Origin of the sequence: Rhodococcus oxybenzonivorans (assembly GCF_003130705.1) — a bacterium.
In the GTDB taxonomy this organism is placed as follows: domain Bacteria; phylum Actinomycetota; class Actinomycetes; order Mycobacteriales; family Mycobacteriaceae; genus Rhodococcus_F; species Rhodococcus_F oxybenzonivorans.
In genome coordinates, this window is the sequence record NZ_CP021354.1 from 1,369,206 (window position 1) to 1,390,868 (window position 21,663).

The window sequence follows — 21,663 nt, forward strand, 5'->3', positions numbered from 1 at the left end:
GTTCAGAAACCGAAATACCTGCGCAGGCGTCCGGGCCTGCGGGTGGCGGAGGGTGGTTCGACGGCAACCGGCACCGGTTCCAGTGCCGGTGCTGATACCGGTTCAGGTTTCGGCGTTTCCGGCTCCTCCACGTCCGCGGCGGGCCCTTCGCCCGGGCGATGCACGGTGAAGGCGACTACCGGGAGGGACTTCGGGTCGAGCTCGGAGTCCTCGCGGGGTCCGGTGTAGCGGAATCCCAGCCAGTTCCGGTTGGCGCCTTCGGCGAACTGTTGTGGGTGGAACGGCAGCGACTGTGGATCGGGAAGAACCCCCGCCGGATAGCGCAGCGGGAACTCGCCCGCCCAGTAAGGTCTTTCCCACACCAGGGGCAGGCCGAGGTCTTCATGGATGTGCACTGGTGTCGCACTGAAGGATCGGGCCATTTTGCCGTTCTCCCACGTCGCGAACGAACCCCACGCGAGGTCGGGCTTGGACGCCACATAATAGATTCGCTCGAATTCCGAGACCGGCAACCGGCTTTCGGGCAGTGTCGACGGGCGGGGAATCGCGAGATCGGCACTGCACACTACGGTGACACCGGGGTAGCAACCGATATACACGGTGCCGTCCTGGTCGACGGCGGACGCCTCGGACAGCGACGCCGAACCGGTCGGCGTGGCCACCAGATCGGGATAGAGCCGGCTGGCGAGTGCCTGGGCGGCATCAGGATCGGATTGTGGGTGTCCACGTAGGACGGTGACCGGATCGGGGGTGTCGACGTACCAGATCGTTGATACCTTCGCCCCCACGGTCATCCCTCTCTTTCGGTGCTTACCTGAAAGAGTACGACCACGACCGTGTTCCCGGCCCGTTCACCGCGCCGGTAATCAGCGTCCGCTGCTGCGAACGCCGAGCAAAACGTCGTCCCACGACGGAAGCGACGGCTTCCCGCGCTTGTCCCTGTTGGAGGTCTGGTGCGGAGCGACCTTCGGTGCGGAGGGCTCGGGCTCGGTGTCTTCGTCGACCGGCTCGGGCACGTCGGTTTCGGCTTCGACGATGCGCTCCGGCTCCGCCGCAGGCGATGGGGATTCCGCCGGGTAGTCGACGAATTCGAGTTGCTCGGGCTCGTCGGACGCCACGGGAGCCAATCCGCGCAGAGGACGGCCGAAGTCGGGATCTATCAGGTCGAACGCGGTGTCGTCGAGCGCGACGATGGTGCCGCCGTGGGCATCCGGCTGGTACCGCCAGTGCGCGGCGTTGGTGGTGCGGCCCGCCTGCCACTGCAGCTGGGCGACCCAGTGGTTGTCCTCGTCACGCCAGGCGTCCCACGTGGCGTCGTCGATGTTGTGTCCGCGCGCCCGGAAAGCCTGGGTGACGATCTCGGCCAGCGTCGGAACGGCAGGGCCGTTGTCGCGGACCGGATGTCCACCCTGCGCCATCTCGGCGGCACGGGAGCGTTCGAGTAGAACCGGGTAGGCGAAGCGTTCCACCTTCGACAGCGGAATGCCGGCCTCGTCAGCCACCTGCTCTACGGAAGCGCCGGCGCGAATGCGGGCCTGGATCTCACGGGGTCTGAGCTGACTGTCCATTTCGATCTCAATCTGGCCGAGTCGAGCGATGTCCCCGCGGGATGCTGCGCGGAGCTTGTCATCGGCGGGAAGCCGGAATTTTTCGCCGGTAGCAGCATCAGCGCACACGACGTGCGAACCATCTGGCTCGAGACCGATCACTCGAAGCTCTCGCACGTTGACCTCCTTATCGCGCCGGCTCGCGACGATGTACCGCGCCAACTGTAATTCATTCGTGACAGCCGATGCGGGAGGACACGCGCGGCCGTGGTGGCGGCACAGAGGATCATGTCCGCGTTACGCTTCGACGTTTCGGAGTCGCGATTCATCCCGGACACCGTCCACCATCCGTCGGGATCGGCTCCCTGGACGTGGTCGTGGCGCGCATACTGATCGGCAGAGCCCGGGAACCGGGAAGTCGGAACAGAAGTGGATCCCCGACGATGAGCCATACCGATGTCGACGACACCGACCTCGCCCATCTGCGGCGCACAATCGAACTGGCCGACGAGACCGGAGACGCGGGCAACAGACCCTTCGGTGCGGTGGCCGTCGGCTCCGATGGACACGTCATCAGCGAGGGCGCCAATTCCGTCGCCACGTCCGGCGACGTCACCGAGCACGCCGAACTCGACGCGATCACCACGGCCTGCGCCGAGGGACGGACAGAGCAGCTCGTCGGCGCCACCATGTACGCCAGCGGTGAGCCTTGCCCGATGTGCAGCGCCGCGATGATATTGGCAGGGATCAGACGGGTCGTCTTCGCCGCGTCGTCCGACGACTTCGGCCGAATCCTCCCGGACGGGCCGCGTTTCGGCCTGCGCTGCTCCGACATAGTGGACTCTGCCGACGTCGCGATCGAGGTCAGCGGCCCTCACCTCGGGGACGAGGCTCTGGCTCCGTTCCACCGTTTCCTCGCCACCGACTGAACCGCACCGACTGAACGCCACCGACTGAAAACGACGTCAGCCCCCGGCAGCACATGCCGGGGGCTACGTCGATTCAGTTCACTAGCCGAGCTGAGAGACGACCCAGTCGACGCACTTGGTGAGCTGCGTGACGTCCTCGGGGTCGACGGCCGGGAACATGCCGACGCGGAGCTGGTTACGGCCGAGCTTGCGGTAGGGCTCGGTGTCGACCACACCGTTGGCGCGCAGGATCTTCGCCACCTGGGCGGCGTCGATCTTGTCGTCGAAGTCGATGGTGCCGACCACCTGCGAGCGGTGCGCGGGATCGCTGACGAACGGGGTGGTGTACTCGGTCGCCTCGGCCCACTGGTACAGACGCGAGGACGAATCCGCGGTGCGCGAGGTGGCCCAGTCGAGACCGCCCTGCTTGTTCAGCCACTCGATCTGGTTGGCCAGCAGCAGGAGTGTCGCCACGGCCGGTGTGTTGTACGTCTGATCCTTCGAGCTGTTGTCCACGGCGATGGGCAGCGAGAGGAAGTCGGGGGTCCAGCGACCCGAGTCCTTGATCTCCGCCACCCGTTCGAGGGCCTTCGGGCTCATCAGCGCGATCCACAAACCACCGTCGGCCGCGAAGTTCTTCTGCGGCGCGAAGTAGTAGACGTCGGCATCGGAGACATCGACCGGCAGTCCGCCGGCACCGGAGGTGGCGTCGATGGCGATGAGGGCGTTCTCCGATCCGGCGGGACGGGACACGGGGATCGCGACACCGGTGGACGTTTCGTTGTGTGCCCAGCCGATGAGGTCGACGGACGGGTCGGACACCGGCTCGGGGGCGCTGCCCGGCTCGGCCGACACGACGATCGGATCACCGATGAACGGGTTGTTCTTCGCGACCGACGCGAACTTGGAGCTGAACTCGCCGTTCGTCAGGTGCAGCGACTTCTCCCGGATGAGGCCGAACGCCGCGGCATCCCAGAACGCGGTGGTGCCGCCGTTGCCGAGAACCACCTCGTATCCCTCGGGCAGGGAGAACAGGTCGGCGAGCCCGGAGCGCACGCTGGCGACGACGTCCTTGACGGGCTTCTGTCGGTGGCTGGTGCCGAACACCGAGGAGCCCACCTCCACCAGCGACTGAAGTTGTTCGGGGCGAACCTTGGAGGGTCCGCAGCCGAAACGTCCGTCGGCGGGCAGGAGGTCTGCGGGGATGATCGGTGTGGAGGTCATCGCTACTTTCTGTTCCTTACTGATGTTTCCGGTGAGGGTGTTCAGCTGGTGTGGGCGATCTGGTCCCAGCCCTCGACGGACTCGGGGGTGCGGGGTGCGGGGCCGGTGTAGATGGCGGCGGGGCGGACGAGCTTGCCGAGACGTTTCTGCTCGAGGATGTGGGCGCACCAGCCGGCGGTGCGGCCGCAGGTGAACATCGCGGGCATCATGTGTGCGGGAACCTCGGCGAAGTCGAGGATGACCGCGGCCCAGAATTCGACGTTGGTTTCGATGGCCCGGTCGGGGCGGCGCTCGCGGAGTTCGGCGAGGGCGGCCTGCTCGAGAGCGGCGGCCGCTTCGTAGCGAGGGGCGTTCAGGCGTTTCGCGGTGGCGCGCAGCACGCGGGCGCGGGGGTCTTCGGCGCGGTAGACGCGGTGACCGAAGCCCATCAGCTTGTCTTTGCGGTCGAGGATGCCCTTGACCAGGGCGCGGGCGTCGCCGGACTTCTCGGTGTCCTCGATCATCGGCAGGACGCGGGCGGGGGCGCCGCCGTGCAGGGGGCCGGACATGGCGCCGATTGCCCCGGAGAGGGAGGCGGCGACGTCGGCGCCGGTGGAGGCGATGACGCGGGCGGTGAAGGTGGAGGCGTTCATGCCGTGTTCGGCGGCGGAGACCCAGTAGGCGTCGATCGCTTCGACGTGGGCGGGGTCGGGTTCGCCCTTCCAGCGGACCATGAACCGTTCGGTGACGGTCTTGGCTTCGTCGATCCGTTTCTGCGGGACGGCGGGCTGGTAGATGCCGCGGGCGGACTGGGCGACGTAGGACAGGGCCATCACGGAGGCGCGGGCGAGTTGTTCGCGGGCGGTGTCGTCGTCGATGTCGAGGAGGGGCTGGTATCCCCAGATGGGGGCGAGCATCGCGAGGCCGGCCTGGACGTCGACGCGGACGTCGCCGGTGTGCACGGGCAGGGGGAAGGGTTCGGCCGGGGGCAGGCCGGGGCCGAAGCGGCCGTCGACGAGCAGGGCCCACACGTTGCCGAAGGTGACGTGCTTGCCGACGAGGTCTTCGATGTCGACGCCGCGGTAGCGCAGGGCGCCGCCGTCCTTGTCGGGTTCAGCGATGTCGCTGGTGAAGGCGACCACGCCCTCCAGTCCGCTGACGAAATCCTCCGGTATTGCCGCGCTCGCTGACATAGCTCGTGGACTCTCCTCGTTCGAGTGCCCCCGGTCAGAGCGGCACTGCCTCGGCGTTTCGACAACTGCGCTGATCGTGCGTGCGGGATGGGCAGGCACTCGTTCGTCCGCGCAATCGGCCTCCCACCCTCCTGGTGTCGCGCGGTGGAGGCGACGGTTCAGCAAAGGCGGGTTCGGTCCCCAAAACTTTAGCCGGTGTCACCGGAAGGGCAGTCAGTGCATACCCGGGAGTAGCGTTCTCCGCTGTGTCATCAGATGCAGAACAGCCGGGTCCGGCGAACCCCGACCTCGCGACGATGCGCGTCGGTTACGGACATCAGGGCATCGCCGGACCGTCCGAAGAGTCCGATCTGGACGCCGAGCAGCTGAAAGACGGCTGGCTGCCGTTGATGCGTCGCTGGCTCGAGGACGCCGTGGAGGCGGGAATTCCCGAGCCCAATGCGATGACGCTGGGCACCGTCGACGAACACGGCCATCCCTGCACGCGCACCGTTCTCTGCAAGGGCCTGAGCCCGGCCGGAGTGCTGTTCTTCACCAACTACGAGTCGGACAAGGGGAGGCAGCTCGCCGCCGTTCCGTACGCGTCGGTGACCTTCACCTGGGTGCCGATCGCCAAGCAGATCACCGTTCGCGGTCCCGCCGAACGGGTCAGCGCCGAGGTCACCGACGAGTACTGGCACAGCAGGCCGCGGGGGTCGCGGCTCGGTGCGTGGGCGTCGGAGCAGTCGCGGCCGATCCGCTCGCGGGCCGAACTCGATGCAGCGCTCTTGCACGTCGCCGAACGCTTCGGCGTCGACGTCGACATCCCGGTGCGGCCGAACTGGGGTGGGATCCTCATCCGCCCCGAGGTGGTCGAATTCTGGCAGGGCCGGGCCAACCGGATGCACAACCGAATCCGGACTTCGAGGCACGGGGACCGGTGGACCGTCGAACGGCTGCAGCCATGACCGGACAGGTGACCCGGGATCGTCGGCCCCGAAGGTTCCTCGCAGATACGACGCCACTCGAGAACAAGGACTACCGGCGCCTGTGGACTGCCGGAATTGTCACCGTCATCGGGGGACAGCTCAGCGTGGTCGCGGTTCCCCAGCAGGTCTACGAGATCACGCGCAGCTCCGCGTACGTGGGCCTGACCGGAGCGTTCGCCCTGGTACCGCTGATCGTCTTCGGCTTGTGGGGCGGGCCCTCGCCGACGTCATGGATCGGCGCACCCTGCTGACGATCACCACGGTGGGACTCGGGGTGACCTCGGTCCTCTTCTGGGTACAGGCGGCGCTCGGCCTGAACAACGTGTGGCTGGTACTCGGACTCCTGGCTCTGCAACAGGCGTTCTTCGCGGTTAATCAGCCCACCCGCAGCGCGATCATCCCGCGGCTGATACCGATGGGGCAGCTGGCGGCGGCCAACTCGCTGAACATGACGGTGATGCAGTTCGGCGCGATCGCCGGACCCCTGCTCGCCGGGGTCATGATTCCTGCCGTCGGCCTGTCGACGCTGTATCTCGTCGATTCGATCGCACTGCTAGCCACCCTGTGGGCGGTACTCCGGCTGCCCGCCATCCCGCCGGTGGGGGAGTCGCGGCGCGCGGGATTCCGGGAAGTGTTCGACGGCTTCGCCTACCTGGCCACCCAGAAGGTGCTGCTCGCGTCGTTCGTGGTCGACATCATTGCCATGGTCTTCGGGATGCCCAGGGCGCTGTTCCCGCAGATCGCCCACGACACCTTCGGTGACCCTGCAACCGGCGGTGTCGCCCTCGGTCTGCTGTTCGCGGCGATGTCCGTGGGGGCGGTCGCCGGTGGTGTGTTCTCCGGCTGGTTGCCGCGGGTGCGCCGACAGGGACTCGCCGTGATCGTGTGCATCGCGCTGTGGGGGCTGGCGATGCTGGGCTTCGGTCTCGTGGTGGGGGTTGCGTCCCCGGGCTCGAGTCCGGTCCTGTTGTGGGCGGCTCTCGCCTTCCTCGCGTTCGGTGGTGCCGTCGACATGGTGTCCGCGGCGTTCCGCAGCACGATGCTCCAGCAGGTGGCCACCGACGAGATGCGCGGACGGTTGCAGGGTGTGTTCATCGTCGTCGTCGCCGGCGGACCCCGCATCGGTGACGTCCTGCACGGCGCTGCCGCCGCTGCAGTCGGAACGAGCGTCGCCGCGGCCGGTGGTGGCGTCCTCGTCGTCGTCGGTGTGGTAATCGCCGCAGTGGCATTCCCGGCGCTGGTGCGATACAAGGTCGCTCGTTAGGTTCCTGTGCCCTGTCACAGATTTCGGGCACACTGTGGTGCATGGGTGAACCGCAGTCGTCGGAATCGAAGAGGTCCACAGCGGGCGGAGTGGAGATCCGAGGAGGCGGCTACCGGGCCGAGATCGCAGTCACGGGGGCTGGGCTGCGACGCCTCGAATGGCACGGCCCGGACGGTCCGCGGGCGCTGACCGAAACCTGGGAACTCGGGTCCAGACCGCCGTTGTCTGCGGGGTTGATCCTCGCCCCGTGGCCCAACCGGATCCGTGACGGTCATTTCGTCTTCGACGGTATCGAACATCAACTCGAGATTACGGACACGGAGTTCGGCAACGCCAGTCACGGCTTCGTCCGTCGCCGGGACTGGCGTGTCGTCAGCCGCGCCGAGAACCGTGTGGAGATGTCGATCGATGTGGGACTTCACAAGGGCTGGCCGTATCCGCTGCGGGTGACCGTCGAATATGCTCTCGAGGCTTCGGGCCTGACGGTCACACACACCGCCACCAATACCGGGGCGATTCCGGCGCCGTTCGGCTTGGGAATGCACTCGTACGTCCGCGTCGGTGACGTTCCGCTCGACGACTGCACGCTCCGCCTGTCCGCAGGCACCCGGTTGCCGCTCGACGACCGCCGGTTGCCGAACGGTGGTTCGCAGGCTGTTGCGGGCAGCGACTACGACTTCACCAGTCCCCGGCCCCTCGCCGGGGTGTCGCTCGACACGCCGTTCAGCGCGCTGGACGTCGACCCGGACGGTAGGTCCCGGCACGAACTGCGTGCCCCGGACGGCACCGGAACCATGCTGTGGGCTAGCCGCGAGTTCGGTTGGCTGCAGGCCTTCATCGCCGATCCGGCGGACGGCAAGCCCTATCCGGGCCGCGGACGGGCGCTGGCTCTCGAACCGATGACCTGTCCACCGGATTCGTTCAACTCCGGCATCGACCAATTGGTGCTCGCCCCCGGGCAGCGTTGGTCCGGCCGGTGGGGCATGACCGCAGTGGGTTCCTGACGGTCCGGTCCGCGACGACAAGCGTCCACAGAGTGAGACGGTGTAACACCGGCAGCGCATCGCTCGATAAGTTCCGCGGGGGTTCTTCTGTTGCCGTGTCCGGGTCCGGTCGAGGGCCGTATTACTACGGCAGGTCTCCTCACCGCTTTCCCGGCATGATTGTGCGTTTGCTCATTGTCGACGCCATCGATGCAGGTAACGCAGCCTCTTCTTCCTCCGGCGGCCACCGGCCGTTCATCTCGGCAGCTCGCACCGCACGAAATGTCTCATCCTCGCGGCGGTACTCCGCTCGTCGCCACCATCGTCTCGCCGCATTCGGCGGCGGGGGCGGGTTGCGGCCTTTCCGTGGACCCTCCTGCAGCATGCGGGCTGGAGTGGGACTAGTTTCTACCTGAATGAAGTTGTTACTCATTGGTTTGAGCTTGAGAGGGATGCTTCGTGCCTGACAATGACACAAAGCCCACGCTTACCTACCCTGGTGGTGAGCACACGATGTCCATTGCCAGGGCAACCGAGGGCAATGACGGTATCGAACTGGGCAAGCTGCTGGCCAGCACCGGGTACACCACCCTGGACCCGGGTTTCGTCAATACCGCCTCCACCAGCTCCGCGATCACCTACATCGACGGTGAGCACGGGATTCTCCGCTACCGCGGTTACCCGATCGAGCAGCTGGCCGGAAAGTCCACGTTCATCGAGGTCAGCTACCTGCTGATCTACGGTGAGCTGCCGACCGCAACGCAGCTCGAGTCGTTCACCGACCGGATTCGCCGGCACACGTTGCTGCACGAAGACCTCAAGAGGTTCTTCGACGGGTTCCCCCGCAACGCGCACCCGATGCCTGTTCTCTCCAGTGCTGTGAACGCGCTCTCGGCCTACTACCAGGACTCCCTGGATCCGGCCGATCCCGAGCAGGTCGAACTGTCGACCATCCGCCTTCTGGCGAAGCTGCCCACCATCGCGGCATATGCGTACAAGAAGTCCGTCGGACAGCCGTTCCTGTACCCGGACAACTCGCTGAACCTTGTCGAGAACTTCCTTCGGATGACGTTCGGATTCCCCGCGGAGCCGTACGAGATCGACCCGGAGATCGCCAAGGCACTCGACATGCTGCTGATCCTGCACGCCGACCACGAGCAAAACTGCTCGACGTCGACGGTGCGCCTCGTCGGATCGTCGGACGCGAACCTCTTCACCTCCATCTCCGGCGGCATCAACGCACTCTGGGGCCCGCTGCACGGCGGCGCAAACCAGGCGGTCCTCGAGATGCTCGACGAGATCAAGGCCAGCGGCAGCAACGCAGGCGATTTCGTCCGCAAGGTCAAGAACAAGGAAGACGGCGTGAAGCTCATGGGCTTCGGGCACCGCGTCTACCGCAATTACGATCCGCGTGCGGCCATCGTGAAGCAGACCGCGCACACCATTCTCGACAAACTCGGTGGCGACGACGAACTGCTCGACATCGCGATGGCACTGGAAGAGGCGGCGCTCACCGACGACTACTTCGTCGAGCGCAAGCTGTACCCCAACGTCGACTTCTACACCGGCCTCATCTACCGCGCCATGGGCTTCCCCACGCGCATGTTCACCGTCTTGTTCGCCATGGGCCGGTTGCCCGGGTGGATTGCACACTGGCGGGAGATGCACGAGGATCCCGCTACGAAGATCGGCCGTCCGCGCCAGATCTACACCGGCTACACCGAGCGCGACTACAAGGACGTCACAAGCCGCTGATCTGCGACCTGTGCCGAACAGACAGCCCTCACCGAGGAGGACACATGACTAAGCCCGAGATCGAGTTCCAGGAGGGACCCGCCCCGACCGACCTGGTCATCAAGGATCTGGTGGTCGGCGAAGGCGCCGAGGCCGTTCCGGGGGGCACCGTCGACGTGCACTATGTCGGCGTCGAGTTCGAGTCCGGCGAGGAGTTCGACTCTTCGTGGAGTCGCGGGGAGTCCATCCAGTTCCCGCTGCGCGGTCTCATCAAAGGCTGGCAGGACGGCATCCCCGGCATGAAGGTCGGCGGACGTCGTCAGCTCACCATCCCGCCGGAGCTGGCCTACGGCCCGGCCGGCGCCGGACACCAGCTGTCCGGCAAGACCCTGGTGTTCGTGATCGATCTGCTGGACGCCAAGGAATAGTTTTCCGCTTAACGGCACAAGTCCCGCTTCACCTCGGTGAGGCGGGACTTGTCGCATTCTGCGCCGGAAGGTGCGGCATCGGATGTGCGTCGGCCGAGTGCAGCTCCACGACCAACCGGGCACCACCGAGCGGGCTGTCCTCGAAGTGCGCCCGCCCGCCGTGCAGCGCTGCCTGTTGAGCAACGAGCGCGAGGCCGAGTCCCGATCCGCTGCTGGTGGCATTGGTGCCGCGGTGGAACCGCTCGAACACCTGAGTCCGCTCCGCGTCCGGTACGCCGGAACCGTTGTCGTCGACCGTGATGACGGTGGCGTCGTCCACGGCTCTCAGTGTGATCCGGACCGCAGTCGCACCCCCGTGCCGGACGGCGTTGGTGATCGCATTGTCCAGTGTCAGCCGCAGTCCGCCGGGCATCCCGCGGACGGTCAGCGGAACTGCGTCGACGGTGACCTGCAGTCCGGGATGGTGTCGCATCGCATCGTCGGCCGCCAGATCGCAGATGTCGACGAGGTCGCAGTCCACGAAGTCCTGGTCGGTGGACAATTCTCCGCGGGCCAGCCGCTCCAGGTCCGACAGGGTCGATTCCACCCGGCCCTGGGCGCGAATCAGATCGCGAAAAATTTCGTGCTGCTGCGCGGCCGTCAGCTGATGCGTGGTGAGCACCTCGAGGTCGGTGCGCATCGCGGTGAGCGGCGTGCGCAGTTCGTGGGCGGATACGGCGGCGAAGTCACGCGCGGTGGCCAGGGCGGCGGTGGTGGCGTCCTGTGCCTCGGCGACATCGCGCAACATCGACTCCGCCGCGGAGGCCAGTTCGTCTGCCTCGCGCACCCCTGAGGACGCGGGCGTCAACTCGGGGTCGCGGCGAACGATGCGGCCGGTGAGGTCGACCAGGGGACGAACCGCCCGGCCACCGAACAACCAGCCGAGGCCACTGGCTGCGGCCACGGCCAGGACACCGACGAGGGCCACCTGGCGTTGCTGTTCGGTGGTGACGTCCTGGGCCTCCGAGTACGGGACGGCGAGTGAGATCCGGGTCCCCAGGAAGGGTGTCGTCGCCGTGAACGCCCGATACTTCGTGCCGTTGACGTCGACGGACTCCCACCCCGGTTCGAGCGGTGGCAGCCGGGTGGGGGTGCTCACCAGAACGGTGTCGCCGCCCGCGGACCGGATGGTGATCGCGAAGGCGCCCTTGTCGCCCAGCGCGCCGAGGAACAGTCCTGCTGTCGCCGCGTTGGGAACCAGCACGTCGGACGCCGTTTCGAGCCGTCGGTCGAGTTGGGACAAGTTGTTCCTGTTGATCGCGAGCGCCACCAGGATGCCCAACGCCACGACGATTATGGTCGCCCCGAGCGCCGTGGCCGCCGCGACACGGGTCCGGAGCGAGAACGAGCGCTTCACGACGGTTCCCGCAACACGAACCCGACGCCACGCACGGTGTGCAGGATGCGCGGTTGGCCCTCGGTTTCGAACTTGCGCCGCAGATACCCGACGAAGACGTCCACGACATTGGTGTCGGCCACGAAGTCGTATCCCCACACCAGTTCCAGTAGTCGTTCGCGGCTCAGGACGATGCCGACGTTGCGGGCGAGGACCTCGAGCAGTTCGAACTCCCGCTTGGTCAGGGTTATTTCGTGGCCCGCGAGGAAGACTCGGCGCGCCGAGACGAAGATCTCGAGGGCACCGACGCGGATCGGCGGAGCCGCGGGGGTATCGGCTGCGGGGGGCGTGGTCGCACCGCGCCGCCGGAGCATTGCCCGGATCCGGGCGATCAACTCCGCCAGGACGAACGGTTTGACCAGGTAGTCGTCCGCTCCCGACTCCAGCCCGGAGATGCGGTCGTCGACGGTGTCGCGGGCACTGAGTACACAGATCGGGATGTCGTTGTTCATTGCGCGGAGCGCGGTCACGACACCGGTTCCGTCGATGACGGGCATGTTCATGTCGAGGACCATCGCGTCGGGGCGTCGCTCGCTGACCACTCGGAGGGCGTCGGCTCCGTCGACTGCGGTGAGAACGGTGAATCCGGACAGGCGCAGACCACGTTCGAGCGAAGTCCGCACGTCCTCGTCGTCGTCGACGACGAGAACACTGGCTGAGTCGGTGGCGGTCACTCCTGCATTGTGCCGTGAGGAGGAGGTGGATGGCGGTGGTCCGGTCGTGTCCGTCCGTACACTCGGGTGCGATGTTTTCTTCGCTACTGGCATTCGAACTGACCGAAACCAACCGTGACTGGCTGATTCACCGCCCGGCCGAGATCGCGATCTACGTCGTTCTCGCGCTGGCCCTGCGGTTCACCCTGCACCGGCTCATCGACCGGATGACCCGGCAGCGGACTGCCACCGACAAACCGGCGATGCTTCGCCCTCTGCGTGAGCGAGCGCCGAGAGGCATCAAGGAAGTGATGGCGAACGAACGCCGAGCGCAGCGTGCCACGACGATCGGGTCGGTACTCAAATCCGCGGTGTCGATCGTCGTTCTCATCTGGGGCGTGTTGCAGATCCTGGGCATTCTGGGGGTGAATGTCGCCCCGTTCATCGCGTCCGCCGGTGTGATCGGTCTCGCACTGGGATTCGGTGCGCAGAACCTCGTCCGCGACTTTCTGTCGGGCATGTTCATGCTGCTCGAGGATCAGTACGGCGTGGGCGACGTGGTCGATCTCGGTGAGGCCGTGGGAACCGTGGAGACGGTGGGCTTGCGGGTCACCACGATCCGCGACGTCAACGGCACCCTGTGGTACTGCCGCAACGGTGAAATCGTCCGGGTCGGCAACATGAGTCAGGGATACGCGGTGGCGGTGGTGGATCTGCCGATCGCGCATGCGGCCAACGTTCAGCGGGCATGTGAGGTGGCCCTCGACGCCATCCTGGAGGCGTCGCGAAGTGACGCGATCGAGGCGGACGTGCTGGAAACGCCCGAGATGCTGGGTGTCAATGCCGTGACCGCCGAATCGGTGACGCTCCGCATCACCGCCCGCACCAAGCCGGGACGGCAGTGGGCGGTGCAGCGCACGTTCGCGCGGGCGGCTCTCGCGGCGTTCGAGAAGTACGACATCGATGCGCCGTACCTGTCGATCGTGTCGGCGGCCCGCATGGACGCCTGACGGCGTTGCGTTTCAGTACCGTGGCAGGCATGGACACGGCACTGGTCTGGTTCCGGCGCGACCTCAGGCTCGGCGATCTTCCGACCTTGCACACCGTCGCCGAGGCGGGGGCTCGCGCGCTCGGCCTGTTCGTGCTCGACGAGAAGCTGCTCCACCCCGCGGGCGGCCCGCGCCGGGATTTTCTCTACCGCAGCCTGACTGCGCTCGACGACCAACTCGGGGGGCGGCTGCTGGTAGTGCACGGCGCTCCTGCCGACGTGGTCCCAGCGGTTGCCGAGGCGGTGTCGGCGGGTGAGGTTCACGTGAGCGCCGACTTCGGTCCCTACGGCCGCGAGCGTGATGCAGCGGTTGCCGAGCGCACCGAACTGGTGGCCACCGGATCGCCCTATGCCGTGGCACCGGGGAGGGTCAGCAAGGCCGACGGCGAACCGTATCGCGTGTTCACTCCGTACTTCAGGCAATGGCTCGACCACGGGTGGCGTGCGCCGATCGACACCGGTGCCGCGACGGTCGACTGGATCGAACCGGACGACGTCCCCGTCCGACGGGCAGCAATTCCCCAGCCGGAGTCCGAGGGCGTGGCCGCGGGGGAGTCGGAGGCTTTGCGAAGGTGGGCAGAGTTCCTGGAGGACGAACTCGACTCCTACGACGATGCCCGCAACCGTCCCGACCTCGACGCGACGAGCCGGATGTCGGTGTACCTGAAGTACGGCAACATCCATCCCCGCACCATGCTCCGCGATCTTTCACGCCGCCCCGGTAAGGGGGTCGAAGCGTACCGGCGTCAGTTGGCTTGGCGAGACTTCTACGCCGACATCCTTTTTCAACGCCCAGACAGTGCGCGCGGCAATTACGACCGCAAGTTCGACGCGATCCGACTCGATTCCGGCCCCGACGCCGACGAGGCGTTCGCCGCGTGGTGCGAGGGAAGAACCGGGTTCCCGATCGTCGATGCGGGAATGCGTCAGCTCCGAGCCGAGGCGTGGATGCACAACCGGGTGCGCATGATCGTCGCGTCGTTCCTGGTGAAAGACCTGCACCTGCCGTGGTGGCGTGGAGCGCGCTACTTCATGGACCGCCTGGTCGACGGCGATCTGGCCAACAATCAGCACGGCTGGCAGTGGACGGCGGGAACAGGCACCGATCCCTCCCCGTACTTCCGGGTGTTCAACCCGATCACCCAGGGCGAGAAGTTCGATCCCGACGGCTCCTACGTGCGCAAGTGGGTGCCGGAGCTTCGCGGCATCCCGGGCCGCGCCGTCCATTCGCTGAAAGCCCTTCGGCCCGAGGGGTACCCGGAGCCCATCGTCGACCACGGCCTCGAGCGGCAGGAGTCCCTCGCCCGCTACGGCGAAATCAAGGCCCCGTGAGTACTTGTTAACAGCGGGCGGTTAAGAAGTACTCACAGGCGCTGGGCGCACAAGGAGGCCGAGGAAGGCGGCCCCGGCGAGCAGGATGACGAGTCCGCCGTAGAGGCGGGTGGTGTCGACCAATCCGACCTCGCCGACCAGGTAGCCGGCGAGGAGCGCCGGGACACTGTTGGCCAGGTAGGCGATCACGTAGATGGTCGAGAGCAGACCCGCCCGCTCGTGGGGCGCGGCCAGAGGCATCACGGTATGGATTGTGCCCTGGAAGCCGGCGCCGAAGCCGACTCCCGCGATGGCTGTTCCTGCCAGGACTATTGCTGCCGAGGATGTTTCGGCGCCGACGAGTGTGACGGCCACACCGGCGATCAGGGCAGAGGTGCCGACGAGCAGCACTCGCCGCGCCGCCACGTTGCGTAGTACGAAGACGGCGATCGCCCCGGTTCCCGTCAGGGTCGCCACCATGATGGCGCCGATCAACGAGGTGTGGACGTCCAAGGCGCTGCGGGCGAGTGAGGGGCCGAGCGACAGGTAGAAACCGCCGAGTGCCCATACGGCGATCAGGCACGGCCCGGTGAGCATGAGCATGCCGAGAGCGGGGGACGGTACCGCGAGCCTCGGGCGTATCGAGGCCAGCGCGCCCTGCTGCCGCACGGCCGTTTCCGGTGCTGCCCAGATACCCAGGAGCTCGAGGACGAAGAGCGCGAGGAAGACGAGGAACACGGTGCTGGTCGGACGCGGAAGGTGCTCGCTGATCAGACTCGATCCGATGGCGCCGACCGCGAGACCCACCGTGGGCGCGATGCTGTTGACGGTGGAACCGCGGCCGGGTCTGCGCTCGAGGTCGATGAGGGTCGATCCGAGCGCGCTGATCGCGGCGCCGGTCGCAAAACCCTGCACGACCCGGGCTGCCAGGAGAAGCCCGAGGCTCTCGGCTGAGGCGAACATGGCCATCGCGACCGCCTCGAAGGCCAGCGCGGTGACGAGGACGGGGCGTCGGCCGATGTAGTCCGAGAGAGAACCGACGGTGAGCAGGGCCAAGAGCAGACTTACGGCATAGATCCCGAAGACCAGGGTGGATTGCAGGGACGAGAAGCCCCAGTGGCTCTGGTAGAGCTCGTAGAGGGGTGTCGGTGCCGCAGACGCTCCGAGCAGGGTGGCGATCACCACGGCGACGAGCGTGAACGCTGCGCCGCGGCCGAGTGTGGGTCGCGACTTCGGTGGAGCAACGGGTGCGGCAAGGGTCGTCATGCGGTACTCCCAGCTTTAAAGCAAAGCGTTTGCATTTATGAACGTACGCCGCCGTCATTCTTAATGCAAAGATTTCGCGTTAGTATGGATTCATGAGCCCGGTCACAGGTCCACGCCCCGGTGGACGCAGCGCCCGCATCCAGCAAGCGGTGCATGCGTCCACGCGCAAGCTGCTCGCCGAGCGCGAGCGAGCGGACATCACCGTCCCGATGATCGCGGCTGACGCCGGCGTCACCCCGTCCACCATCTACCGGCGCTGGGGCGACATCACCGAGGTATTCGCCGACGTGGCGATCGAGAGACTGCGGCCCGAGACGCCCCCGCGGGAGACCGGCAGTGTGCGCGGTGACCTCGTGGCGTGGGCTCAGGAGTATCTGGAGGAGATGTCCTCGCCGGTGTGCCGGGCCGCGCTGCGCGACATCGTGATGAGTGGTGACATGGGCCGCCCCGACAACGGCACCAATCAGTACAAGTGCGCGGCGTTCTGCCGGAGTCAGATCAACACCATCCTGGAACGGGACGCACAGTTTTCAGGGGCGCCGGGTGCCGTCGAGGGCGTGATCGACCACGTCGTCGCGCCGATCGTCTATCGCATTCTGTTCGATCAGGATCCGCTCGCGGAGGACCGCATCGGGGCGCTGGTCGATTCCGCCCTCGATACGGTCGTTCACGCCTGACGCGCGCCTTACCTGGAGACGTCAGTCCCGGAGCTGCTTCTCGAGCGCCTCGAGCACGGCGACATCCTCGATGGTGGAGGGCACGGTATACGGCTCGTGGTCGGCGATCTGACGCATCGTCTTACGCAGTATCTTGCCCGAGCGCGTCTTCGGCAGGGCTCCCACGACGGTGACGTCCCGGAACGTTGCGACCGCGCCGATCTGCTCGCGCACCATCGCAACCAATTCGGCGCGCAACGTTTCCGGGTCGATGTCGACACCGGCCTTGAGGACCACGTAGCCGCTGGGCCGCTGTCCCTTCAGCTCGTCGCGGATCCCGACCACCGCGCACTCGGCCACGGCCGGATGTCCCGCGACCACGGCTTCCATGCTGCCGGTCGAGAGCCGATGGCCGGCCACGTTGATGACGTCGTCGCTGCGGCCGAGGACGAACACGTACCCGTCCTCGTCGATGTACCCGGAGTCGCCGGTGAGGTAGTAGCCGTCGAAGGTGGCGAGGTAGGACTTCACGAACCGGTCCGGGTCGCGCCACAGTCCGGTCAAGGTTCCGGGCGGGAGGGGAAGCCCGATCACGATATTGCCTTCGGTGCCTGCCGGAACGACGTGACCCTCACCGTCGACCACCTCGACGCGATAACCAGGCACGGGCACGGTGGGGGAGCCGGCTTTGACGGGCATGGGTTCGAGCCCGCGCAGATTGGCGCAGATGGCCCAGCCCGTTTCCGTCTGCCACCAGTGGTCGACCACCGGGAGGCCGAGAACCCGGGTGGCCCACGCATAGGTGTCGGGGTCGAGGCGCTCGCCGGCGGCGAACAGCGTCTTCAACGACGAGATATCGTATTTGGCAATCTCTTTCGCTTCGGGGTCGGCCTTGCGGACTGCCCGGATCGCGGTCGGGGCGGTGAACAGTGCGGCTACCCCGTGGTCGGAGATCACCCGCCAGAACGCCCCGGCGTCGGGAGTGCCCACCGGTTTGCCCTCGTACAGCACTGAAGTGGCACCGGCCAGCAACGGGCCGTAGACGATGTACGAATGACCGACCACCCAGCCCACGTCGGAGGCGGTCCACCACACATCACCCGGGCCGATGTCGTAGACGTTGGTCATCGACCAGGTCAGGGCCACCGCATGCCCGCCGTTGTCCCGGACCACGCCCTTCGGCTTACCCGTGGTTCCGGACGTATAGAGGATGTACAGCGGATCCGTGGCAGCGACGGGAACCGGCTGAACGGGCGAGGCATCGGCGGCGAGGGCGTCCCAGTCGAACCAGGAGGCTCCGTCGTTGCGGTAGTCGGCGGCCGATCCCGGTACCTGCTCGCGATTCTTGACGATCACCGTATGCGGTGGAGTGCTCGACAATTCGAGCGCCTTCGCCACCATCGGCAGGTACTCGACGGTGCGCCCCGGCTCGAGCCCGCCCGATGCCGTGACCAGCACAACCGGTCCGGCGTCGTCGATCCGTGTCGCCAGCTCCTTCGCCGCGAAACCCCCGAACACCACCGAGTGGACGGCGCCGATGCGGGCGCAGGCGAGCATTGCGACGGCGGCCTCGGGAATCATCGGCATGTAGACGATCACCCGGTCGCCGGCCACCACGCCCTGTGCGGCGAGGACGCCGGCGAACCGGGACACTTCGTCGAGCAGCTGTGCGTACGTGTATGTGCGGGAAGCCTCGGGTGCCATTGCCGAGTCGTAGATCAGGGCGTCCTGATCACCTCGCCCGTCCCGCACGTGCCGGTCGAGAGCGTTGAAGCAGGTGTTCAGCCGTGCGTCCGGGAACCAGCGATACATCGGGGCGGACGAATCGTCGAGGGCGCGCGTCGGTTGCTCGACCCACTCGACTGCCGTTGCGGCCGCCAGCCAGAACTCCTCGGGACGTTCGACGCTCTCGCGGTAGACGTCTGCGTACGTACGTCCGGCGCTCGCTGTCGGGGAGCTCATCGATGTTCGTCCTCTCGCCGTTCACCTTGTGACCTGAAACACCCTATGCGATGGCGGGTGGACGTCGGTGGACGGCGCGGCGCGGGGTCAGTCCATACCGCGCCAACCCACGACATCGGGGTCGTCGTCGGCTGGAGGTTCGGGATCGCGCCATTCTTCCGCGCGCGTGGGTTTGTTGCCGCGGATCATTCCTTCTGTCTCGTGCTTCATTTCGTCGTCCTGCCGAGGTCCGTGTTTGGCGCTCGCGCGTTCCATGTGCTCGTCCTTCCTCTCGGTCCGCGCCGGATACCCGACGGGGCGAGAGGCGAAACGGGAGTTCCGCCGGATCCGGCGCTAGATGCCGAGCGACGACGCGATCATCGGCCAGGAGTTGTGCAGGTCGTCCTGCCAGTAGCCCCACGAGTGGGTGCCGGTGGGATGGAAGTCGAACGTGGCGGGGATTCCCAGTGAGTTCAGCCGGTCGGCCAGCCGGTAGGTGCACTGGTTCGTCCCCGCTTCGATGATTCCGCCTACGATCACCTGGTTGGCCAGGACGCCTACGTCCCCGTTGACGTCCGGACCGTTCAGCGTGTCGTGGTGGCCGGGCAGGCCGGTACCGTTGCTGATGTAGAGGTCGATGCCCCGCAATTTTTCGGCGTTGACGACGGGGTCGTTGGCCACCCAGTCCGGATCGCCCGGGGGTCCCCACATGTTCTCGACGTCTCCGCCGCGGGCGCTGACCACGAAGGTGACGTAATCTCGGCCGGGCTGGGTGCTCGTCTCGGCGCACCCGCTGTAGGAGCCGACCGCCCGATACAGCGAGGGGGCGGACTGGGCGAGACTCAGCACCGAAGTGCCCGACATCGACAGTCCCGCAATGGCATTCTCGCCGGTCGTTCCCAGTGTGGCGTCGACGATCGGGGGAAGTTCCTCGGTGAGGAAGGTGGTCCATTTGTTGAGGCCGAGAGTGGGATCGGGCTTCTGCCAGTCGGTGTAGTAACTGAACGCGCCGCCGACAGGGGTGACCACATTGACGTTCTTGTCGGCGAAGAAGCTGACCACGTCAGTCTTGGCCTTCCAGGTTGCCGAGTCCTGCCCGCCACCGGCACCGTTGAGTAGGTACAAGGTAGGGCGAGGCACGCTGGCGTCTGCCGGACGAATCACCTCGAGAAGAATCACTTTCTCCATCGCCGCCGAGTAGACGTACATGTTCAATTGACGGCCGTCGATCTCCTCGATGCGGTCGAGAACCGATCCGTCCGCCGAGGCCGGCGTGTCGGTGGGAAGAGTTCGCCACTCGTCGGCCGACGCTACGGCCACCTGACCGAACAGGCTCGACGAGGCGACGACAGCGACAATCAGGAGCGCCCGACAGCGTCCGATGATCGGGTGCGCCCGACGGTGTCCGATCGCGCTCATGGCCGCTCCTCGTGCTCGACTGCACTGCCCGACTACCGTTGGATCCTGATTCCCTCTCACGGTAACGGGGAAACATTCCTCTCGGCGGCTGAAACGGAAGACCCGATGTTCGCCGGCGACGAAACCTAGCCGTTCGGCAGGCCGAGGTTCCGGTAGCGGGCCAGCCGCGCGGCGAATCGCTCGGCGTCGGGCGCAGCGATGAGCGTGCGCAGTTCGCGGGAAATGGCCTCGCCGACTCGCTTCGAGAAGTCGACGGGTTCGTCGGCGGCGTCGGGTCGCTCGGGAATGATCGCGTCGATGACGCCGTCGCGCAGCAGGTCGAGGGAACGGATGCCCTGTGCGGCCGCCATCTCCGGGGCGTGCGTGGTGTCGCGGTGGACGATGGCACTGGCACCTTCCGGCGGCAGCGGCGCCAGCCAGCCGTTCTGTGCGGCGAGGACGCGGTCCGCGGGAAGGAAGGCCAGCGCCCCGCCGCCGGTGCCTTGTCCCAGCAGAACCGACACGGTCGGAGTCTTCAGCGTCACCAGATCGGAGATGCAGCGTGCGATTTCCGGGGCCAGTCCGCGTTCCTCCGCCTCCTTCGACAGCGCCGCGCCGAGGGTGTCGATGACGAGGACCAGTGGTATCTGCAACTCCTCCGCGAGACGCATGCCCCGACGGGCCTCGCGCAGGGCGGCCGGTCCCATGGTATTGAGCGCCGACTGTCCGGCGCGGTCCTGGCCCAGGAGAACACAGGGGGCACCGCGGAACCGCGCCAGCGACAACAACACGGTGCCCTCGGTTTCCCCCTGCCCCGTTCCGCTGAGCGGGACCTGCTCCGTGGCCGCGTGCCGGAGGAGGTGACGGATACCGGGACGGTCGGCGCGCCGCGAGAGCATCACCGATTGCCAGGCAGGGACGTCGGGAATTTCGACGTCCGGGATCTCGGCGGTGACCGTCGGTGTGGCAGGAGGGTCGATCAGCACGCGCAGGGCGCGATGCACTAGGAGCCGTAGCCGACTGGCAGGGACCACGCCGTCGATGACACCGTTGCGGTACAGGTTTTCCGACGTCTGCACGCCGTCGGGGAACTTCTCGCCGTAGAGCGCCGCGTAGACGCGGGGACCGAGGAACCCGACCAGCGCACCGGGTTCGGCCACGGTGATGTGCCCGAGTGAACCCCAGGACGCGAAAACTCCGCCGGTGGTGGGATTGCGCAAATACACCAGATACGGCAGGTGCGCCGCCTTGTGGGTCGCCACGGCCGCGGCGATCTTGACCATCTGCACGAAGGCGACGGTGCCCTCCTGCATCCGCGTGCCCCCGGACGTGGGGGAGGCGAGCAGGGGCAGCCCCTCGCGGGTTGCCCGCTCGATGGCGCTGACGATGCGTTCGGCCGCCGCCACCCCGATCGAACCCGCGAGGAACGCGAACTCGCAGGCGATCACAGCTACCCGGCGACCACGAACCGTGCCGACTCCGGTGAGCACCGATTCGTCGACGCCCGACTTCTCGGCGGCCTTCATCAGGTCCGTTCCGTACTTGTCGTCGGGCCGCACGTCCACCGGGGTGGTGTCCCAGGAGACGTAACTGCCCTGATCCAACACCAATTCGAGGACGTCGTGGGCGGAGATCTTGGCGGCCATGGCCCTGAGAGTAGCGGTACGTCCGCAGGGAGCGATGCCTGCTACGGCGGGTGACGGCAGTCCATTCGGCGGGAACAGCGC

The 21,663-nt window shown here is 66.8% G+C and carries 19 protein-coding genes and 1 pseudogene; 9 read left to right on the forward strand and 11 right to left on the reverse strand.

Going from position 1 to position 21,663, the window contains the following annotated elements; genetic code table 11:
* Window positions 1-2: 2 nt before the first annotated feature.
* Both CBI38_RS06580 and sepH read right to left on the reverse strand, forming a co-directional pair.
* The gene (locus tag CBI38_RS06580; RefSeq protein WP_109327418.1) at window positions 3-794 is read right to left on the reverse strand and encodes a DUF6928 family protein; all 792 of its coding nucleotides are present in this window, start codon (window positions 792-794) and stop codon (window positions 3-5) included.
* 72 nt (window positions 795-866) lie between these two features.
* Entirely contained in the window at window positions 867-1,724 is an 858-nt protein-coding gene (gene sepH, locus CBI38_RS06585; protein WP_109334897.1) for a septation protein SepH, read from the reverse strand.
* A gap of 266 nt (window positions 1,725-1,990) precedes the next feature.
* Here sepH and CBI38_RS06590 point away from each other — a divergent pair, with 266 nt between their 5' ends.
* Window positions 1,991-2,476 (forward strand): nucleoside deaminase, encoded by a 486-nt coding sequence (locus CBI38_RS06590; RefSeq protein WP_109327420.1) that lies wholly within the window; start codon window positions 1,991-1,993, stop codon window positions 2,474-2,476.
* 81 nt (window positions 2,477-2,557) lie between these two features.
* On the opposite strand, the gene serC is transcribed toward CBI38_RS06590, so the two are convergent.
* Both serC and CBI38_RS06600 read right to left on the reverse strand, forming a co-directional pair.
* On the reverse strand, window positions 2,558-3,679 hold the full coding sequence (gene serC, locus CBI38_RS06595) for a phosphoserine transaminase (protein ID WP_109327422.1): 1,122 nt from the start codon (window positions 3,677-3,679) through the stop codon (window positions 2,558-2,560).
* Between the two features lie 41 nt (window positions 3,680-3,720).
* Window positions 3,721-4,851, reverse strand: coding sequence for a citrate synthase 2 (locus tag CBI38_RS06600; RefSeq protein WP_109327424.1), 1,131 nt, complete (start codon window positions 4,849-4,851; stop codon window positions 3,721-3,723).
* A gap of 296 nt (window positions 4,852-5,147) precedes the next feature.
* Between CBI38_RS06600 and pdxH the strand changes: the two genes are divergently transcribed.
* The 5 genes and pseudogenes from pdxH (at window position 5,148) to CBI38_RS06625 (ending at window position 10,228) form a co-directional block, all read left to right on the forward strand.
* Entirely contained in the window at window positions 5,148-5,798 is a 651-nt protein-coding gene (gene pdxH, locus CBI38_RS06605; RefSeq protein WP_109327426.1) for a pyridoxamine 5'-phosphate oxidase, read from the forward strand.
* A pseudogene (locus tag CBI38_RS06610) lies at window positions 5,795-7,083 on the forward strand (MFS transporter). The gene pdxH and the pseudogene CBI38_RS06610 overlap by 4 nt, the downstream one beginning before the upstream one ends.
* Before the next feature lie 41 nt (window positions 7,084-7,124).
* On the forward strand, window positions 7,125-8,087 hold the full coding sequence (locus tag CBI38_RS06615) for an aldose 1-epimerase family protein (protein ID WP_109327428.1): 963 nt from the start codon (window positions 7,125-7,127) through the stop codon (window positions 8,085-8,087).
* 438 nt (window positions 8,088-8,525) lie between these two features.
* Window positions 8,526-9,821, forward strand: coding sequence for a citrate synthase (locus tag CBI38_RS06620; RefSeq protein WP_109327430.1), 1,296 nt, complete (start codon window positions 8,526-8,528; stop codon window positions 9,819-9,821).
* 44 nt (window positions 9,822-9,865) lie between these two features.
* Window positions 9,866-10,228: an FKBP-type peptidyl-prolyl cis-trans isomerase gene (locus tag CBI38_RS06625; RefSeq protein ID WP_109327431.1), complete on the forward strand. Its 363-nt coding sequence runs from the start codon at window positions 9,866-9,868 to the stop codon at window positions 10,226-10,228.
* 28 nt (window positions 10,229-10,256) lie between these two features.
* Here the strand turns inward: CBI38_RS06625 and CBI38_RS06630 are convergent, their stop codons facing one another.
* Both CBI38_RS06630 and CBI38_RS06635 read right to left on the reverse strand, forming a co-directional pair.
* The gene (locus CBI38_RS06630) at window positions 10,257-11,624 is read right to left on the reverse strand and encodes a sensor histidine kinase (RefSeq protein ID WP_109327433.1); all 1,368 of its coding nucleotides are present in this window, start codon (window positions 11,622-11,624) and stop codon (window positions 10,257-10,259) included.
* The gene (locus CBI38_RS06635) at window positions 11,621-12,337 is read right to left on the reverse strand and encodes a response regulator transcription factor (RefSeq protein WP_109327435.1); all 717 of its coding nucleotides are present in this window, start codon (window positions 12,335-12,337) and stop codon (window positions 11,621-11,623) included. The genes CBI38_RS06630 and CBI38_RS06635 overlap by 4 nt, the downstream gene beginning before the upstream one ends.
* 71 nt (window positions 12,338-12,408) lie before the next feature.
* Here CBI38_RS06635 and CBI38_RS06640 point away from each other — a divergent pair, with 71 nt between their 5' ends.
* Window positions 12,409-13,326 carry a mechanosensitive ion channel family protein gene (locus CBI38_RS06640; RefSeq protein ID WP_109334898.1) on the forward strand — a complete coding sequence of 306 codons (918 nt, stop codon included), beginning with the start codon at window positions 12,409-12,411 and terminating at the stop codon, window positions 13,324-13,326.
* A gap of 29 nt (window positions 13,327-13,355) precedes the next feature.
* A complete protein-coding gene (locus CBI38_RS06645; protein WP_109327437.1) occupies window positions 13,356-14,696 on the forward strand; it encodes a cryptochrome/photolyase family protein in 1,341 nt (446 codons plus the stop codon).
* Window positions 14,697-14,717: 21 nt separating this feature from the next.
* Here the strand turns inward: CBI38_RS06645 and CBI38_RS06650 are convergent, their stop codons facing one another.
* On the reverse strand, window positions 14,718-15,941 hold the full coding sequence (locus CBI38_RS06650) for an MFS transporter (RefSeq protein ID WP_109327439.1): 1,224 nt from the start codon (window positions 15,939-15,941) through the stop codon (window positions 14,718-14,720).
* A 92-nt stretch (window positions 15,942-16,033) separates the two neighbouring features.
* On the opposite strand from CBI38_RS06650, the gene CBI38_RS06655 reads away from it, so the two are divergent.
* Entirely contained in the window at window positions 16,034-16,618 is a 585-nt protein-coding gene (locus CBI38_RS06655) for a TetR/AcrR family transcriptional regulator (protein ID WP_109327441.1), read from the forward strand.
* A 21-nt stretch (window positions 16,619-16,639) separates the two neighbouring features.
* Here CBI38_RS06655 and CBI38_RS06660 read toward each other — a convergent pair whose 3' ends face one another.
* From CBI38_RS06660 to CBI38_RS06670, 4 genes are all read right to left on the reverse strand, one after another.
* Window positions 16,640-18,559 carry a propionyl-CoA synthetase gene (locus CBI38_RS06660; protein WP_109327443.1) on the reverse strand — a complete coding sequence of 640 codons (1,920 nt, stop codon included), beginning with the start codon at window positions 18,557-18,559 and terminating at the stop codon, window positions 16,640-16,642.
* Window positions 18,560-18,646: 87 nt separating this feature from the next.
* Window positions 18,647-18,814: a hypothetical protein gene (locus tag CBI38_RS38345; protein ID WP_201453514.1), complete on the reverse strand. Its 168-nt coding sequence runs from the start codon at window positions 18,812-18,814 to the stop codon at window positions 18,647-18,649.
* 78 nt (window positions 18,815-18,892) lie between these two features.
* Complete coding sequence (locus CBI38_RS06665; protein ID WP_109327445.1) at window positions 18,893-19,957, reverse strand: alpha/beta hydrolase; 1,065 nt, start codon at window positions 19,955-19,957, stop codon at window positions 18,893-18,895.
* 125 nt (window positions 19,958-20,082) lie between these two features.
* Entirely contained in the window at window positions 20,083-21,582 is a 1,500-nt protein-coding gene (locus tag CBI38_RS06670) for an acetyl-coenzyme A carboxylase carboxyl transferase subunits beta/alpha (RefSeq protein ID WP_109327447.1), read from the reverse strand.
* Between the last annotated feature and the right edge of the window lie 81 nt (window positions 21,583-21,663).